Origin of the sequence: Streptomyces sp. NBC_00207, assembly GCF_045160965.1 — a bacterium.
Taxonomy (GTDB): domain Bacteria; phylum Actinomycetota; class Actinomycetes; order Streptomycetales; family Streptomycetaceae; genus Streptomyces.
In genome coordinates, this window is the sequence record NZ_CP130715.1 from 2614172 (window position 1) to 2631275 (window position 17104).

The 17104-nt window shown below is 74.0% G+C and carries 14 protein-coding genes; 7 read left to right on the forward strand and 7 right to left on the reverse strand.

Features of this window, described 5'->3' with window-relative positions:
- Positions 1-38 precede the first annotated feature (38 nt).
- A complete protein-coding gene (locus tag OG472_RS12550) occupies positions 39-1259 on the forward strand; it encodes a CaiB/BaiF CoA transferase family protein (RefSeq protein WP_405829479.1) in 1221 nt (406 codons plus the stop codon).
- Between the two features lie 49 nt (positions 1260-1308).
- Here OG472_RS12550 and OG472_RS12555 read toward each other — a convergent pair whose 3' ends face one another.
- A complete protein-coding gene (locus tag OG472_RS12555) occupies positions 1309-1578 on the reverse strand; it encodes a hypothetical protein (protein WP_401609051.1) in 270 nt (89 codons plus the stop codon).
- Positions 1579-1857: 279 nt separating this feature from the next.
- Between OG472_RS12555 and OG472_RS12560 the strand changes: the two genes are divergently transcribed.
- A complete protein-coding gene (locus OG472_RS12560; RefSeq protein ID WP_405941425.1) occupies positions 1858-3576 on the forward strand; it encodes a serine/threonine-protein kinase in 1719 nt (572 codons plus the stop codon).
- On the opposite strand, the gene OG472_RS12565 is transcribed toward OG472_RS12560, so the two are convergent.
- Positions 3546-4346, reverse strand: coding sequence for an SGNH/GDSL hydrolase family protein (locus OG472_RS12565; protein ID WP_405943169.1), 801 nt, complete (start codon positions 4344-4346; stop codon positions 3546-3548). The two genes, OG472_RS12560 and OG472_RS12565, sit on opposite strands and share 31 nt — an antisense overlap.
- 206 nt (positions 4347-4552) lie before the next feature.
- Between OG472_RS12565 and OG472_RS12570 the strand changes: the two genes are divergently transcribed.
- Positions 4553-5650 (forward strand): DUF5925 domain-containing protein, encoded by a 1098-nt coding sequence (locus tag OG472_RS12570; RefSeq protein WP_401609045.1) that lies wholly within the window; start codon positions 4553-4555, stop codon positions 5648-5650.
- A 77-nt stretch (positions 5651-5727) separates the two neighbouring features.
- Here the strand turns inward: OG472_RS12570 and OG472_RS12575 are convergent, their stop codons facing one another.
- Positions 5728-6114, reverse strand: a complete 387-nt coding sequence (locus OG472_RS12575) for a GntR family transcriptional regulator (protein WP_383573344.1) — start codon at positions 6112-6114, stop codon at positions 5728-5730.
- Between the two features lie 224 nt (positions 6115-6338).
- Here OG472_RS12575 and OG472_RS12580 point away from each other — a divergent pair, with 224 nt between their 5' ends.
- Positions 6339-6821 (forward strand): DUF402 domain-containing protein, encoded by a 483-nt coding sequence (locus OG472_RS12580; RefSeq protein WP_405941426.1) that lies wholly within the window; start codon positions 6339-6341, stop codon positions 6819-6821.
- Positions 6822-6896: 75 nt separating this feature from the next.
- Here the strand turns inward: OG472_RS12580 and OG472_RS12585 are convergent, their stop codons facing one another.
- A complete protein-coding gene (locus OG472_RS12585) occupies positions 6897-7262 on the reverse strand; it encodes a hypothetical protein (RefSeq protein ID WP_401609037.1) in 366 nt (121 codons plus the stop codon).
- 260 nt (positions 7263-7522) lie between these two features.
- Between OG472_RS12585 and OG472_RS12590 the strand changes: the two genes are divergently transcribed.
- Positions 7523-8569: a lytic polysaccharide monooxygenase gene (locus OG472_RS12590; RefSeq protein WP_405829485.1), complete on the forward strand. Its 1047-nt coding sequence runs from the start codon at positions 7523-7525 to the stop codon at positions 8567-8569.
- A gap of 40 nt (positions 8570-8609) precedes the next feature.
- Here OG472_RS12590 and OG472_RS12595 read toward each other — a convergent pair whose 3' ends face one another.
- From OG472_RS12595 to OG472_RS12605, 3 genes are all read right to left on the reverse strand, one after another.
- Positions 8610-9470: an esterase/lipase family protein gene (locus OG472_RS12595; RefSeq protein ID WP_405829487.1), complete on the reverse strand. Its 861-nt coding sequence runs from the start codon at positions 9468-9470 to the stop codon at positions 8610-8612.
- 157 nt (positions 9471-9627) lie between these two features.
- Entirely contained in the window at positions 9628-10614 is a 987-nt protein-coding gene (locus OG472_RS12600; RefSeq protein WP_401609667.1) for a hypothetical protein, read from the reverse strand.
- 107 nt (positions 10615-10721) lie between these two features.
- Positions 10722-14363 (reverse strand): DNA polymerase III subunit alpha, encoded by a 3642-nt coding sequence (locus OG472_RS12605; RefSeq protein WP_405829489.1) that lies wholly within the window; start codon positions 14361-14363, stop codon positions 10722-10724.
- Between the two features lie 156 nt (positions 14364-14519).
- On the opposite strand from OG472_RS12605, the gene OG472_RS12610 reads away from it, so the two are divergent.
- Both OG472_RS12610 and OG472_RS12615 read left to right on the forward strand, forming a co-directional pair.
- A complete protein-coding gene (locus OG472_RS12610; protein ID WP_401609027.1) occupies positions 14520-15590 on the forward strand; it encodes a DUF3533 domain-containing protein in 1071 nt (356 codons plus the stop codon).
- Between the two features lie 205 nt (positions 15591-15795).
- Positions 15796-16980, forward strand: a complete 1185-nt coding sequence (locus OG472_RS12615) for an AAA family ATPase (protein ID WP_405829491.1) — start codon at positions 15796-15798, stop codon at positions 16978-16980.
- Positions 16981-17104 lie beyond the last annotated feature (124 nt).

Consider the following 17104-nt stretch of genomic DNA (forward strand, 5'->3'; position numbering starts at 1 on the left):
GTGGTGACAGTTCCCGTCCGACCCGGTAGGCAGGGCCCATGGCTAACGAAACGGCTCCCGCACCGGCCCCCGAACCGCTCCCGCTGGACGGCATCACCGTCGTCGCCGTCGAACAGGCCGTCTCGGCCCCCTTCGCCACCCGCCAGCTCGCCGACCTCGGCGCCAGGGTGATCAAGGTCGAGCGTCCCGACGGCGGCGACTTCGCCCGCGCGTACGACACCGCCGCGCACGGCCTCGCCTCGCACTTCGTCTGGGCCAACCGGGGCAAGGAGTCGATCGCGCTCGACCTGAAGGACCCGCGCGGCCGGGAGGTCCTGCACGGCCTGCTGGCCGGCGCCGACGTCTTCGTGCAGAACCTCGCCCAGGGCGCCGCCGCCCGGCTCGGGCTCGACTCGGCCGCGCTGTGCGCGCGTTACCCCCGGCTGGTCGCCGTGGACGTCTCCGGCTACGGCCCCGAGGGCCCGTACGCCCACAAGCGCGCCTACGACATGCTCGTGCAGTGCGAGGCGGGCCTGGTCTCGGTGACCGGCACCCCGGAGCAGCCGGTCAAGGCGGGGATCCCGGCGGCCGACATCGCGGCGGCCATGTACGCCTTCTCGGGGGTCCTCGCCGCCCTGCTGCGCCGCGGGGTCACCGGGCGCGGGGGCAGGGTGGAGGTGTCCATGCTGGACGCGCTGGCCGAATGGATGGGGCATCCGCTGCACCACACGATGCACGGCGGGGAGCAGCCCGTGCGCACCGGGCTCGCGCACGCGGTGATCGCACCCTACGACGCCTACGCGACGGCCGACGGGGACCGGGTGCTGCTGTCGGTGCAGAACGACCGGGAGTGGCGCCGGCTCGCCCAACAAGTGCTGGAGCAGCCAGAGTTGGCCGAGGATCCGGCGTACGCGACGAACGCGGCGCGCACCGGGAACCGGGCGAAGACCGACGCGGTGGTGGCGGAGGCCCTGGGACGGCTGGGCGCGGACGAGGCGATCGGGCGCCTGGAGGCGGCGGGCATCGCCTGCGCGCGGCTGAACTCGGTGGCGCAGCTGGCCGGGCATCCGCAGCTGGCGGCCCGGGACCGGTGGCGGGAGGTGGGATCACCGGCCGGTCCGCTGCGGGCCCTGCTGCCGCCGATCGGGCTGCCGGGCGGCGCGGCACCGCACATGGGTGCGGTGCCCGCGCTGGGCGAACACACCGAATCCCTGCTGCGCGCCCTGGGGATGGCGGACGCACAGATCTCGGAACTGCGCCGGGACGGTGTGATCGGGTAGGGCCGGGAAGCCGCAGGCCCGAGGGCGAACGGCTGCGGTGCGGGGACGGTTACGAACGGCGGCTGCCGAAGAGCGTGCGACGCAGACGGCGCAGCGGCGCGAAGAGCGAGACGCGCGCGCTCCGGCTCCGCAGGCGGTGCGTGTGGTCGCGGGAGGTGAGCTCGCGCATCAGCAGCGTCGCCTCGGCGCTCTCCCGGTGCGGGAGGGCAGGTCCGCCCAGCACGGCGAGATGGCGGTCGAGGCGCGAACTGCTCGCACCGCTGCCGCAGGTGATGGCAGGCACGCGAGGCGGCCTGCTGCGCATAGCTATCTGTTCCATGTTCTCTCCCCACCCGTACGAGGGCACCCGGCCCGGGCAGGTTAACCCTATCGCCCCCGCGTCGCCCCCGGGTATCCCGGTGGTGTGAATTACCCCTATGGGTACGGGTAGTTGACGGTTACTCAACGGAGTCGACCGTTACTCTCCGCACAGAGGTGACGCTGTGGAAGGTCACGCCTTGAGTCCCGTCACGACAGGGGCCACTTGCCGCGCACTGCGCTAACTTGGAGTGACCGCCCGATGACGCGTGGGCGCAGAGGGACGCACTCGGGGGGCCGCGTGAGTGAGCAATCGAACTCCGATCGTGTCGTTTCGGGCCGGTACCGGCTGCTGGAACCGATCGGCCGCGGCGGCATGGGCATCGTGTGGCGGGCCCGGGACGAGGTGCTGGCCCGCGACGTGGCCGTCAAGGAGGTACGGGCGCCCGCCGGACTGGATCCCGCCGAACTGCAGCGCATGTACCGGCGGCTGGAGCGGGAGGCCTGGGCCGCGGCCCGCGTCTCGCACCGCGGGGTCGTCACCGTCTACGACGTGGCGACCGAGGACGGGCGGCCCTGGATCGTGATGGAGCTGGTGCGCGGGCTCTCGCTGGCCGACGTACTGGAGGCGGAGGGGCCGATGACCCCGCAGCGCGCCGCCCACATCGGGGAGCAGGTGCTGGCCGCACTGCGCTCGGCACACGACGCGGGCGTGCTGCACCGGGACGTGAAGCCGGGCAATGTGCTGATCGCCAATGACGGCCGGGTGGTGCTCAGCGACTTCGGGATCGCGAGCCTGGAGGGCTCCTCCGCGATCACGATGACGGGTGAGGTGGTCGGCTCACCCGAATTCCTGGCGCCCGAGCGGGCGTTGGGGCGCGATCCGGGACCCGGTTCGGACCTGTGGTCGCTCGGGGTCATGCTCTACGCCGCCGTCGAGGGGGTCACGCCGTTCCGGCAGGCCACCCCGCTGGACACCCTGCGGGCCGTGGTGGACGCGGAGTTGCCGCCGGCCCGCCGGGCCGGACCGCTGGAGCCCGTACTGGAGGGGCTGCTGCGCAAGGATCCGGCCGAGCGGCTGCCCGCGGCGGAGGCGGCCCGGATGCTGCGGGTGGTGGGTGCGGGCGGGGCCGGACGGGCCTCCGGCGGGCCGGTGTCGGGCCCGGACTCGCCGACGGCCACCGCACACCACGGGCCCGAGCCGCGGGGCGGCGGGGCGGCGGCGGACCAGGGGGCCTTCGGGACGCACGGCGCGCCGGTGGGATCGTACGGGCAGCCCGCGCCGCCGGTGCCCGTACCGGGACCGGGACCGGTGGAACGCGAGAGCCGGGCCGGACTGGTGCTGGCGGCCGGCATCGCGGTACTGGCGCTCGCCCTGGTCGCGCTGGGGTGGGTGCTGCTGAAGGACCGCGGGGACACGGACGGCCGCGGAGGCGGCGCAGGCGCTCCGACGGGGACGGCGACCACCGCCCGGACCGTCACCACGAGCCCCTCGGCCACGGCGTCCGCCTCGCCATCGGCCTCGGCCTCGGCTTCCGCCTCGGCCACCGCGGGTCAGCACGTCTCGGTCTACGTCGACGTCGTGCGCTCCACCTACACCGGGAGCTGTCCGCCGCCCGGGGAACACGCGCCCGCCTTCACGGCCACCGTCGAGGTGGAGCGGATCCCGGTGGTGCTGGAGTACCGCTGGGCGACGCGGAGCGGGCGGACCTCCGGTCCCGGCTGGCAGTCCGTCACGTACGAGGCGGCCGGGCCGCGGAGCCGGCGGCTGGAGCGCTTCGAGCTCACGCACGACCCGGGCACGACCTTCGAGGACGCGGTCCGGCTGGAGGTGCGGGGGCCGGCGGAGGTGACCACCCAGTGGGTCGCCACCTCCGTGACGTGCAGGAAGGAGACCCCGACGGCCGGGGCCTCCTCCCCTGCGGCGAGTGCGTCACCGCCCTCGCCGACGGCGAGTGCCGCGGCGAGCCCCGCGGCCGGCCGGGCGGATCAGGCCGCGTTGGTGAAGGCGGGCAGGTAGCCGCCGGACTGTCCGGCGGCGGTCGGGTGGTACGACTCGCCGATGTTCAGCCAGTTGACGCTGTGCAGCCACGCGTTGCCGGAGCAGATCTCGTGGCCCGTGAAGGCTCCGGCGACCGAGGCGAAGGTGAAACCGTGGTCGGCGGCGCGTTTGGCGATGGCGGCGTTGAGGTAGTCGGCGGCGCCGTTGATGGCGGCGCGTTCGCCCTCGGTCAGGCCGGTGGTGCAGGTGCCGTTCAGCTTGTAGAAGCGGGGATAGCCGAGGACGACGACACGGGCGGCGGGCGACCGGCTGTCGATGGCGTTGTAGACCTGGTCGAGCTGGCCGGGGAGGGTGGAGTCCACGTAGGCCTTGGCCTGGTTCACGCGGTTGACGCAGGTGGTTTCGGACTGGAGCACGCACGTCGTCATGACGTCGGAGAATCCGGCGTCGTTGCCGCCGATGGTGATGCTGACCAGGTCGGTGCCGGAGTTGAGCGGGGCGAGCTGGCCGGCGAGGACGTCACCCGTACGAGCGCCCGAGCAGGCGGTGAAGGAGAAGGTCTGGGGGGAATGGGCGGCGGCCCACAGGGCCGGGTAGGCGCGGGAGGTGCGCTTGCAGTTGCCGCTCGCGCTGCCGTAGTTGCCGGCGCCGACGCCGGAGGAGTACGAGTCACCGAGGGCGACGTAGCCGAAGTCGGCGGCGGCGGAGGCCTGGGGGGCGCCGAACAGGGCGGCGCCCGCGGCGAGTAAGACGGAGGAGGTGAGGGCAGCGAAGCGCGACAGTCTCATGCTCATGTGTGCGGCTCCTTGTGGGGGTTACTCCTGAGTCCGTGGTACAAGCAGCCGAGGCTGGCTGGAAGTGTCCATGCCAAGAATGTTCGGGGCAGAGTTGCGGCCCGAATCTTCACTCCGAATGCGTTTGAAGAGGGAACTTGGGCACCCGATCCGGCGAAACACGGGTGCACGAGGGCACGGTGTGCCGGATCATGGGCGCCATGCCAGCCAACCCGCATGACGCGCTGCCGATCCGGCTCAACGTCGACGACAGCGACTCGCCGTCGGACGTCGTCGACGCGCTGTTCCTCGGCCGGTTCGCCACCGGTGAGCAGCCGTTCTCGCACAGCGTGTCGATCGAGCGGGTCAAGACGGACGCGACCCTCCTGCCGCCGGAGGCCACGGTGTTGCGCTCGGCACGCGACAGCGACCGCAGCGCCACCCTCGCCGAGGGCGAGGGCTGGACCATGCTCGTCTCCCGCTGGAGCCGGGGCGCGGACGTCACCGTGACGGCGGTCAGCGACGAACTCGCGGAAAGGGTGCTGGGCGAGGCCACGGAGGGAGTGCAGGACGAGCCCGAACCGCAGCCGGAGAACGTCACGATGGGCTTCTGGTACGTCTCCCCGCGCCGCGGCCCCTACCGGACGACCCGCCAGATCGCGGCCGGGACCTGGGCGGAGGTGCGCCCGAACTACACCGCGCCGGTGGCCGGGGCGATGGACCGCCTCATGAAGGTGACCCCCGACGACATCGCGGGCCGGCTGCTCCTGCTGCACGGCCCGCCGGGCACGGGCAAGACCTCCGCCCTGCGCACACTGGCCCGGTCCTGGCGGGACTGGTGCCAGGTGGACTGCGTACTGGACCCGGAGCGGCTGTTCAACGACGTGGGCTACCTGATGGACATCGCGATCGGCGAGGACGAGGGCACGTCCAAGGGCCGCTGGCGGCTGCTGCTCCTGGAGGACTGCGACGAGCTGATCCGCGGCGAGGCCCGCCACACCGCCGGGCAGGCGCTGTCACGGCTGCTGAACCTGACGGACGGACTGCTGGGGCAGGGCCGCAACGTGCTGGTCGGCGTGACCACCAACGAGGACCTGGAGCGGCTCCACCCGGCGGTGGTCCGGCCCGGGCGCTGCCTGGCCCGCATCGAGGTCGGCCGGCTGACCCACCGGGAGGCGGTGGACTGGCTGGGCACGGACGAGGGCGTCTCCCGCGAGGGCGCCAGCCTGGCGGAGCTCTTCGCGTTGCGGCGCGGCTCGGGCCCGGCGGCGATCCTGCCGCCGCAGCCGCACACGTCGGAGGCGGGGCTGTACCTGTAGCTGCGCTGCAGATGCGGTCGTGTGTCACCTGCGGCCGAGCCTCTCGGGGCGGAGCACCCGGCGACGGCGCCGCGGGGCTACTTGACTGCGTACCGGGCCCGGAGGGCTTCGGTGGCGGCCTCGACCGCCTCGGCCTGCGTCAGGCCAAGGCGATGGGCCCGCTCGGCATAGGCCTGCGCAGCAGACGCGGCCTCGCGGGACGCGCCCTCCGCCGCCGCGATGAAGGTCCCGTTCCGGCCCCGCGTCTCGATCACCCCGTCCGCCTCCAGCACCCGGTACGCCTTCGCGACGGTGTTCGCGGCCAGCCCCAGCTCCTCCGCCAGCCCCCGTACCGTCGGCAGTTTGAAGCCCGCCGGCAGCTTCCCCGAGCGGGCCCGGTCCGCGATCTGGGCGCGCAGCTGTTCGTACGGGGCGGCCGACCCGGCCGAGCCGTCGATGCTGATCTTCAGGTTTGTCGAGGTCACGCGGGTGATTGTCCCCCATCGCCGGTTAATTGGGAGGCGCCCGGCGCGAAAGCGCCCGTAGCGTCGGCCGGGGTCGTCGGCACGGCCGAAACCGGTATCGCCCAAGACAGCCCGCAGCCCGGCCGGGGGTGCGTCAACGCGTACGTCGAGCCCGCTCCCCGGGGCGCGGAGACGCGCTGCAAGAAGAGACTCACGAAGCAACCCACGAAGGAACTGGAGACAGCGTGACCGAGCAGCTGACCGTCGTCCTGACCAAGGCCGGACGCACCAAGATCCGCTACCCGGCGGCGCAGGTCGCCGACGACGGCGACCGGATCTCCGTACGCGCGCCCTGGGCGGCCGAGGGCGTACGGGACTTCGGCTTCGTCCGCTTCGAGCCGGGCGACGTGTTCGTCGAGCACTTCTGGCGCACGCGCTGGTACGCGGTCAAGGAGGTGCGGACCGGCGACGGCGTCCTCAAGGGCTGGTACTGCGACGTGACGCGCCCGGCCCTGGTGCAGGCCGGGGAGATCCTCGTGGAGGACCTGGACCTCGACCTGTGGGTTTCGGCGGACGGAACCTCCGTACTGCGCCTGGACGAGGACGAGTTCGCCGAGAGCGGCCTCGCGACGAGCGACCCGGAGGCGGCCGCCCAGGCCGTCCGGGCCCTCGACGCCCTGGACGACCAGGCCCGCTCGGCGGCCGGCCTGGGCGCCCTCCTCGCATAGGGACGGCCGGGCGGGGCAGGCCCCGGCCCCGCCTCGCCGGGCCTGCCGGTCCGGCGCCCCTCCGTCCCTCCCCCGCTACGCGCCCTCGTCGAAGAACCCGGCCTCCACCTCGAGGGCGAGCCTCTGCAGGACCTCGATCGCGGAGACGTCCGTCTGACCGTCGTCGTGCACGATGGCGAGACTCGTGAAGGCCAGGCTGAACCCGGCGACCATGGTCTGCAGGGCAGGACCGAGCGCCTCCGCGACCAGTCGGGCCACCTGCTCGGGGGACGAGTCGGCCGGCACGCTGATCGAGGGCAGCATCTCGTTCAGCAGATTGGTGACCACTCCGGCCTCCGCGCCCGGGCCGTCGTCGTCCTCGCCCGCCTCCGCCGCCCGGCGGATCTCCTGGGCCTCCGTGAGGATGCCGATGACTCGCTTGAGAACCTCTGCTCGCCTCATCCCCGGAGCGTAGCCCGCGCGCACGGACGGCAACCCTCCCGAAGCCCGCTTCCTGAGGCCGTCCTTACTCCTCCCTTAAGAGGACCGTAAGGATCCGCTCCAGGGGGCCGGAGCAGGCGAAAGGCGTGGTGCGGCGGGCTAGCTTGGCCGGGCCAGGACAGGAAGGGCCGGTGTGGCGCCGCCGGGGGGCGGCGCCGCTGGACCCGATTCCGATTCCGCCGGCGCGCCCCTCATGCCTTGTGCCCGAAGGAGATCCACCCATGTCCGCACGCCGCCGTTCCGTGACGCTGACCCGTATCGCCTCCGCCGGTATCGCCCCGCTGGCGCTGGCCGCGTACGCCGCCGCTCCCGCGGTCGCGCACGGCTCGATGACGGACCCGGTCAGCCGGGTCGCGGCGTGCTACGCGGAGGGGCCGGAGGCGCCGAAGTCGGCGGCCTGCAAGGCGGCCGTGGCGTCGAGCGGGACGCAGGCGTTCTACGACTGGAACGCGGTGAACATCGCCAACGCGGCGGGGAACCACCGGGCGTTGATCCCGAACGGCCAGCTGTGCTCCGCCGGCAACGACAAGTACCAGGGTCTGGACCTGGCCCGGGCCGACTGGCCGGCCGGCCCGATGACCGCCGGTGCGCACACCTTCCGCTACAAGGGCACGGCCCCGCACAAGGGTTCCTTCGAGCTGTACGTGACGAAGGACGGGTACGACCCGACGAAGCCGCTGAAGTGGTCCGACCTGGAGTCCGCGCCGTTCGCGAAGGTCACCGACCCCGGCATGCAGAACGGCGACTACGTCTTCTCGGGGACCGTCCCGAACAAGTCCGGCCGCCACCTGATCTACAGCATCTGGCAGCGCTCCGACAGCCCGGAGGCCTTCTACACCTGCTCGGACGTGGTCTTCGGCAAGGACAACGGGGGCGGCGGCAACGGCGGGAACGGGGGCGGCGGCAGCACGCCGAGCACCAAGCCCAGCGCGGCGGCGTCGCCGAGCTCCAAGCCCGGTACCGGTACCGGGTCCAAGCCGTCCGACAGGCCCTCGGCCCCGACGGACCAGCAGATCGCCGAGGGTGCGGACAAGTCCACCGTCGAGCACAACGGCCACGGCGACAACGACCCGAAGACGAACGGCAGCACCAATGCCGCCGTCCCGGTGCCCTCCCGGTCCCCGGCCGGCAGCAACCTCGCGGAGACGGGCGGCAACGGCGCCACCCCGGCGATCGCGATCGCCGGGGCAGGCGCCTTGGCCGTCGGCGCGGCCGTGCTGTTCGGAGTGGCCCGCCGCCGTGCGACCGGGGGCGCCTCCCGGCGGTAGCCGGGAACCGGTCGACGCCGCGGGCCGCCCGCGCCACCCGTCAGTCGAAGACGGAGGCGCAGGTGGTCCGTTCGGCGTGGGCCGGGTCGAGGGCGTTGAGCGCCTCGTGCCAGGCGATCCGGTCGGTGAGCCCGATGGCGACGTGCTCCGAGAGGTCCAGCACGCACAGGTCCTGGAGCACGACGTTCCGTACGTTGGGCCCGTCCAGGAACGCGCTCCGGTACGGCGTCACCACCTCGTCGTACTTGGTGGCGATCACCGTGTACTTCACCCCGGGCACGGTGTCCCCGCCCGCGTTCAGCTTCTGCTGGAAGGCGGACCCGGCGATCTGGTCGGCGAGGCCCGGGGTCGCGGTGCTGATCAGGTCCTCGGCCCCGGGGAAGTACGGGAGGAGCTTGGTGAAGCCCAGCAGGGTGGTGCCGTGGTTGTCGGGGGCGAGCCCGATCAGCGCGTTGACCTTCTCGGCGCCGCCGAGGAACTTCAGGTAGTAGCGCGGCATCATGCCGCCCTGCGAGTGCCCGATGATGTCGGTCTTGGCGGAGCCGGTGGCGGCGAGGACCTTGTCGACGAAGACGTCGAGCTGGCCGGCGGACTTGTCGATGGGGCCGAGCCCGTTGAACAGGGGTACGCCGGGGAGTTGGCCGTAGTCGAGGGAGTAGACGCAGTACCCGCGGTGCACGAGGTACGGCGCGAGGCCGAGCCAGTTGTCCCAGGAGTTGCCGAAGGTTCCGTGGACCAGGACGACGGGGCGCGGGTGCGCGGCGGACGGCTTGCAGGACCAGTTGTTCCAGCCGCTGCTGGGAGCGGACGCGGCCTGCGCTGCGCCGGCGGGGGCGACGAGTGCGGCGGCGGTGAGGGTGAGGACGGCGAGCGGGCGGAGCAGGCGTCTCCAGGGCAGCATCGTGTGATCTCCTTGCGTTCGACTCAAGGGGATGGGGCGTGGGGGTTCGTCCCGTGATCCGGATCACAAGGGGGCGCTGCTGCCGCTAAATTACGGGTGAGTAGCAACACAGGGAAGTTACGCGTCGGTAAAAACTCGCGTGTCGTCCGATCGTCCGTCAGGCGGCGAGCGAGCCGCGGGCGATGGCCTGCGGTCCGAAGCGTGCGCGGACCCGGTCCGTGACGGCTTCCAGCCGGCGTGCCTTCTCGTCCTCGGGGTCGAAACTGAGCTGCCGCACGGCCCGTTCGGCCGGGGTCAGGCCCTCGGCCCGCAGGGACAGCGCGCGGACCCGGGCCCGTTGCAGGCCGAGGCCCTCGTAGAGGGCGTAGGCCGCCGCGGTCAGGGCCGCCGAGTGCGCGGTGGGTTCGGCCAGGGTGCGGGTGCGGGTGAGCGTGGTGCGGTCGGCGCAGCGGACGGTGAGCGAGAGGGCCCGGCAGACCTGCCCCCGGCCCGGTCCTTGTGTACGAAGCTTCGCGCCGAGCTCCTCCGTCAGCGAGAGCAGGGCCCGCCGGTGCCGTACGGGGTCCAGCTCGTCCCTGTCGAAGAGCCGCTCGGCGGCGATGGTGCGGGCGGCCGCGCCCGGCCGGACGGGGGTCCGGTCGATGCCGAGGGCGCGTTCGTGCACCTCGCGGCCGAGCCGGGCGCCGAGGATCCGCCGCAGGGCGGCGGGCGGGGCCTCGGCGACCCGGCCGACGGAGTCGAGGCCGTAGGAGCAGAGGGTGCGGGCCGCCCTGGGACCGATCCCGTCGAGCACGGTGACGGGCTTGTCCGCCAGGAACTCCCGTACTGCGGCGGGCTCGTCGGGGATCACCAGGGTCTCCCCGGGCCGGGCCCCGCGGGCCGCCGCCCGGGCCAGCATGGGGTTGCCGGCCACGCCGACGGCGGCGTCCACGCCGTACAGGGCGAGGGCCCGGACCCGGATCACGGCGGCCAGCCGGCGGGCGTCGCAGCCGAAGTAGCGCAGCGCGCCCCGGACATCGGCGAGGGCGGTGTCGGGCGCCAGGGCCTGCACGGCCGGGGTGATCCCGCCGAGCAGCGCGAGCACCCCGGCGTACGCCTCGGCCCCGAGCGGTCCCCCGCCGGCGGGGTGCAGCCGCAGGCACATCACGGCCCCGCCGGCCGCCACCCGCGGGGATCCCTCCGGTGCGCCCGGGCCGGCGGCGACCGGGGCCGCGTGGGCTCCCGCCCCCGCATCCGTCACCCGGCCGGTGGTCATCCCGCGCTCCCCGGGCTGGAGTGCCACAGCTTGCGGCCGGTCGCGGGGCCGGTGCCCGGGGGCTGGAGGTCGGCCCACGGGTTCATCTCGTACCCCGTGGACATGCGGATCCGGCGCTCGGGGACCCTCTCCTCCCCTGCCGCACGGTCGCCGCCATCGCCGCCATCGCCCCCGCCGCTGCCGTCACCGCCGTCACCGCCGGAGGCGACCGGCTCGGCCGCCAGCCGGGCCGCCACCGCGTCCAGGCCGCCCGCCGCCCGCAGTTCCGCCAGCTCCGCCAGGTTCCACGCCGCCGCCCCGACCACGCTCAGGCTCTGCGGGCCCCGCCGCTGCACGACACCCCGTACCAGCAGCAGGAAGGAGTGGAAGACGGTGTGCGCGCACCGCTCGTGGCTGTCGTCGAAGAAGGCCAGGTCGACCAGGCCCGTCCCGTCGTCCAGCGTGGTGAAGATGACCCGCTTCCCGGACCGGATCGGCGGGGTCTGGGTGGCCGCCTTGGCCCCCGCGACCAGCACGGTCTGCCCGTGCGCGGTGTCCCGCAGCCGACGCGCCGGGACCACCCCCAGCTCGGCCAGGAAGGCGTGGTGGTCCCCCATCAGGTGCCGCGAGGCGTCCATGCCGAGCACGCCCAGCTCGGCGCTGAGCCGCTCCGCCTCGGTGAGGTCGGGCAGCCCGACGGAGGCCGTGGACCGGCCGCCCTCCAGCGGGAGTTGGGGTCCGCGGACCCCGGCCGCCCGCTGCGCGCCGTGCAGTTCGGTCAAGTGCAGCAGCAGGTCCCGCCGGTTGGTGCCGAAGGCGTCCAACGCGCCGACCTGCGCCAGCCGTTCGGCGACCGGGCGTCCGGGGTGTGCCCGGTCCCAGAAGTCGCGCAGGGAGGCGTACGGCTGCCCGTCCTCGATCCGGCCGGCCTCGGCCCCGCTGATGCCGTGGACGTCGGACAGCCCGAGCCGCAGCCCCCACACTCCCTCGACATCGGACACCAGTTCGATACGATGGGCGGCCGCCGACCGGTTCACGTCCAGCGGCAGCACCGGCACGCCCCGCCTCCGCGCGTCCGCCAGCAGCAGCCGCTTCGGGTACATCCCCGGATCGTGGGTCAGCAGCCCGGCGTAGAAGGCCGCCGGGTGGTGCGCCTTCAGCCACGCCGACTGGTACGTGGGCACCGCGAAGGCCACCGCGTGCGCCTTGCAGAAGCCGTAACTGCCGAATGCCTCGACGATCTCCCAGGTCCGCGCGATCACCTCCACCGGATAGCCGCGCCCGCCCGCCTTCGCCGCGAACCACACCTTGATCCGCGCCTGCGACTGCGGGTCGGACAGGCCGCGTCGCACACGGTCCGCCTCGTCCCGTCCGCAGCCGGTCATGACGTGCACGATCTCGATGATCTGCTCGTGGAAGACCACCACCCCGTAGGTCTCGCGCAGCGCGTCCGCCAGGTCCGGGTGCGGGAAGCGGACCGGCGCCCGCCCGTGCCGGGCCTCGATGAAGGGCCGCACCATGTCGGCGGCCACCGGCCCCGGCCGGAAGAGCGAGATGTCGACGACCAGGTCGTGGAAGGTCGACGGCTGCAGCCGCCCCACCAGGTCGCGCTGGCCCGGCGATTCGATCTGGAAGCAGCCCAGCGTCTCGGCCGAGCGGATCAGCTCGTACGTGGCCCGGTCCCCCGGCGGCACCTGCGCCGGGTCGTCCAGGTCGAGCTCCTCCCCCGTGCCGCGCCGGATCTCCGCGACGGCGTGCGCCATCGCGGACTGCATCCGCACGCCCAGCACGTCCAGCTTGAGCAGCCCGAGCTCCTCCACGTCGTCCTTGTCGAACTGGGACATGGGGAATCCCTCGCCGCTGGTGGGCACCACGGGCGTACGGGCGAGCAGGGAAGCGTCGGAGAGCAGCACCCCGCACGGGTGCATGGCGATCCCGCGGGGCAGCGCGTCCAGGGATTCGACGAGCTCCCACAGCCGTCCGTGCGACTCCCCCCGTACGTCCCGCAGTTCGGGGAGCTCCGCCAGCGCGGCGCGGGCATCGCGGGCCCGGATGTGCGGGAAGGCCTTGGCGAGCCGGTCGATGACGGCCGGGTCCATGGACAGGGCGGCGCCGACGTCGCGGACGGCGTGCCGGACACGGTAGGTCTCGGGCATGGAGACGGTGGCCACGCGCTCGGTGCCGAACCGGTCGATGATCCGCCGGTAGACCTCCAGCCGGCGGGCGGACTCCACGTCGATGTCGATGTCGGGCAGGACGCGCCGGCGTTTGGACAGGAAGCGCTCCATCAGCAGCCCGTGCGCGACGGGGTCGGCGTGCGCGATGCCGAGCAGGTGGTTGACGAGGGAGCCGGCGCCGGAGCCGCGTGCGGCCACTCGGATCCCCATCTCCCTTACGTCGTCCACCACTTGGGCGACCGTCAGGAAGTACGAGGCGAAACCGTGGTAGGCGATGATGTCGAGCTCGTGGTGCATCCGCTCCCAGTACGCGCGGTCGTCGGCGTACCCGCGCAGCACCATGCCCGCCGAGGCCCGGGAGGCGAGGACCCGCTGGGCGCTGCGGTGGGCGGCGCCGACGAGCCTGGCCTCGGGGAAGTGCACGGAGCCCATGCCGAGGTCGTCCTCGGGGTCCACGGCGCAGGCCTCGGCGGTACGGGAGGTCTCCGCGAGCAGGCGTCTGGCGTCGGCGGGGCGCAGGCCGGCGGCCCGGGCGATGCGGTCGGCGGCCTCGGCCATGGCGGCCGGGGCCTTGAGCCAGCGTTCGCCGCTGTCGAGGGGCCCGCGGGGGTCGATGGGGACCAGGCGGCGGGCCGCGTCGAGGATGTCGGCGACCGGGCCCTGGCCGGGGTCGGCGTAGCGGACGGCGTTCGTGAGCACGGCCGGGACGCCCTGTTCGGCGGCGAAGCCGACGGTACGGGCGGCCAGCCGCAGCGAGCCGGGCCCGGTGCCGGTGCGGCCGTGGTGGACGGCTTCAAGGCGCAGGGAGTCGCCGTAGACCTCCCGCCAGGGCGCGAGCAGCCGGGCGGCCCGGTCGGGGCGTCCCGCGGCGAGTGCCCGCCCCACCTCGGAGCCGGGTCCGAGGAGGACGAAGACGCCTTCTCCGCGCAGGGCCGGCCAGGGCAGCACCGGCTGCTCGCCGGCCGGCCGCGGGGACGCGGCGCCGTCGGGTCCGGTGCGGCCGGGCTCGCCGGCACCGGCGTGGGCGGCGGTGACCATCCGGCACAGCTCGGCCCATCCGGTGGCCCCGTCCCGGGCCAGGAAGACGGCCCGCGCGGCGGACTCGTCGACGAAGGCCCCGCCCTTGACGGGGGTGCGGCGGCGGTACGAGGCCTCGGCGGAGCCCGCCCGGCCGGCGGATCCGGATCCGCCGGCGCCGGTACGCACGCCGGCCGCACCGCCTCCGGCGGAGCCGGCCGAGCCCCCCGACCCGGCCGACCCCACCGCAGGCGACACGGCCAGGTCCACTCCGAACAGCGGCCGGATCCCCGCCTTCACGCACGCCTTCGCGAACCGCACCGTGCCCGCGAGGGTGTCGCGGTCGGTCAGGGCGAGGGCGTCCATGCCCCGCTCGGCGGCACGTTCCGCCAGCCGTTCGGGGTGCGAGCCTCCGTAGCGCATGGAGAACCCCGAAACGGTGTGCAGATGCGTAAAACCAGGCACCCGCGGCCTCCTGCTTCGCTCGTTGAACACCTCCTCCCCCACACCCACCATAGAGCAATTCGAATATCCGTGCGAAACATCTATTCGATCGCCTGAGGTCATCCATTCGGTCCTCCCCTGCTGCGCCCCGCCCCCGGTACGCCGAGCGTGTGGAACATGACCCAGCCCACCGAGAGCGCCGACGCAGGCCCGTCCACAGGCTTCCTCGCCGAGGTCAAGGACGCCGTGACCACCCGGGCAGCCCTGCTGGTCCTGGGGGTGCTGGCCCTCCAGCTCGCCTTCATCACCTCGTACATCGGGGCCTTCCACCATCCGAAGCCCAGCGAGATCCCGATCGCCGTGGCCGCGCCCCTCGCCCCGGTGGCCCAGCAGACCGCGAAGCAGCTCGGCGCCCTGCCCGGCGACCCGCTCGACCCCAGCGTGGTCGAGGACGAGGCCGCGGCGCTCGACCAGGTCAGACACCGGGACGTCGACGCCGCACTGATCGTCGACCCGGCCGGCAAGACCGACCGGCTGCTGGTCGCCTCCGGCGCAGGCGCCTCGCTGTCCCAGGCCGTGGAAGAGATCGTCGGCTTCGTCGAGAAGACCCAGGGGCGGACCCTGCGGGTCACTGACGTGGCCCCGGCCGGCAAGGGCGACAGCCGCGGCCTGAGCTCCTTCTACCTGGTGATCGGCTGGTGCGTGGGCGGCTACCTGTGCGCCGCGATCCTCGCGATCAGCGCCGGCGCCCGGCCCGCCAACGGACACCGCGCCGTCATCCGGCTCGGCGCGCTGCTCGTGTACGCGATCGCCGCCGGGCTGCTCGGCACGGTCATCGCGGGCCCGGTCCTGGGCGCGCTGCCCGGCAGCATCATGGGCCTGTGGGGGCTGGGCACCCTGGTCGTCTTCGCGGTCGGCGCGATCACCCTCGCCTTCCAGGGGGTGGCGGGCGTGATCGGCATCGGCCTCGCGATCCTGCTGGTCGTGGTGCTCGGCAACCCGAGCGCCGGCGGCGCCTACCCCTACCCGCTGCTGCCGCCGTTCTGGAGCACCATCGGCCCGGCCCTGCCGCCGGGCGCCGGCACGTACGCGGCGCGCTCCATCACGTACTTCGAGGGGTACGGCGCGGGCGGCCCGCTGCTGGTGCTGGCCGCCTGGGCAGTGGTCGGTGCGGCGGTCACCCTGGTCTGCGCGGTGTCCCGCAAGGGCCGGCCCGGGGTCGCCGTGGGCAGCGGCCTCCCCGACTGACCCCTGCGGGGGTGCCAGGCGGGGACACGCAGGAGGGTCCCCGCAGGCGCGAGCCGAGGAGACCCTCGTGCGGGGCACCGCCCCACCCCTTCGCGTCGCCCGCAGGGCACACGGCGCAGGCCGATCCGCACCCCCGAGCCCCGCAGGGACACGGCCGAGCCGCAACACCGCCGAGCCGCCCGCAGGGACACGGCATGATCGGAGCGTGATCACCACCCTCGCCGTCGAGAACTACCGCTCCCTGCGCAAACTGATCGTCCCCCTAAGCCGGCTCACCGTCGTGACGGGAGCCAACGGCACGGGCAAGTCCAGCCTCTACCGCTCACTGCGCCTGCTCGCCGACTCCGCGCGCGGCGGGGCGATCGCGGCGCTGGCCCGGGAGGGCGGACTGCCCTCCACCCTGTGGGCCGGGCCGGAAAGACCGGCCCGGGCCGTGCGCGAGGGACACCACCCGCTCCAGGGCACGGTCCGCAGCGAGCCGGTCAGCCTCCGCCTGGGCTTCGCGGGCGACGAGTTCGGCTACGCGGTGGACTTCGGGCACCCGGCCCCGGTCCCCGACTCCCTCTTCGCCCTCGATCCGGAGATCAAGCGCGAGTGCACGTGGGCGGGCCCGGTCCTGCGCCCCGCCGCGCTCCTCTCGGACCGTGCGGGGCCGGCCGTACGCACCCGCACCGCGGACGGAGGCTGGCACCGTACGCAGAACGCCCTGCGCCCGTACGACTCGATGCTCAGCGAGCTCGCGGACCCCCAGCTGGCCCCGGACCTCCTCGCCCTGCGCGACCTGATCCGGTCCTGGCGGTTCTACGACCACGTCCGCACCGACGCCGAGGCACCCGCCCGGACCCCGCGGGTCGGCACCCGTACGCCGGTCCTCAGCACCGACGGCTCGGACCTGCCCGCCGCGCTCCAGACGATCCGCGAGATCGGGGACCACGCCGCGCTGGACGAGGCGGTCTCGGCGGCCTTCCCCGGCAGCCGGGTCTCCGTCACCGACCGCGACGGCCGCTTCGAGCTGGAGCTCCACCAGCACGGCCTGCTGCGACCGCTGGGCGCGGCCGAACTCTCCGACGGCACCCTGCGCTACCTGCTGTGGACGGCGGCCCTGCTGACGCCGCGGCCGCCCGCCCTGATGGTGCTCAACGAGCCGGAGACCAGCCTCCACCCGGACCTGCTGGACCCGCTCGCCGACCTGATCCTCACGGTGGGCCGGGACACCCAGACGGTGGTCGTCACCCACGCGGCCCCGCTGGCCGAGGCCCTGGCGGCCGGCACCCGCCGGCACCGGGTGGACCTGCAGACCATCACCCTGGTCAAGGAGTTCGGCCGGACCGAGGTGGCGGGCCGCGAGGGCCCCCTCGACGAACCCCTCTGGTACTGGCCCCAGCGCTAGCCCCGGCCGGGGGCTCGGCGGGGCGCAGGGCCGGTGGGGATGGGGCCGGGCGCCGCCGGCCTTGCCGGCCTGGCCGGGGTGGGCTGCGGAGGCGGGCTTCGCCGGTGCGGGTGGGGCCGGGCGT